Origin of the sequence: Pseudonocardia sp. EV170527-09 (assembly GCF_008369905.1) — a bacterium.
GTDB lineage: Bacteria > Actinomycetota > Actinomycetes > Mycobacteriales > Pseudonocardiaceae > Pseudonocardia.
The window spans coordinates 1-245 of record NZ_VRMC01000605.1 but is presented as its reverse complement, the minus strand read 5'-3'; the positions used below and the strand labels follow the sequence as shown (position 1 = coordinate 245).

1 protein-coding gene is annotated in these 245 nt (G+C 58.8%); it reads right to left on the bottom strand.

Going from position 1 to position 245, the window contains the following annotated elements:
- On the bottom strand, positions 1–245 hold a 245-nt coding region (locus tag FVA95_RS30255), incomplete at both ends, for an MHYT domain-containing protein (protein WP_304627200.1).

Genomic DNA, 245 nt, shown 5'->3' with positions numbered 1-245 from the left:
GATTAAGGCAATAGCGAATACCGCCAGACTCACCACAATCACCAGCACTGCCAGCCACTTGGTATCGATGCCGGTGTTTGCCGCCCCGCAGAAGCTTCCGACAGGAAACTGCGCAGCAGCCATGCCGGTGTAGTGCATGCCGAGGATGGCACAACCCATTACCAGCGACGCCCCGATACGGGCATAGGTAGCCTTTTTTGAGTCTTTGCGCAGTTGGAAGGCGATCCACAGGGCCGCCCCTGAGG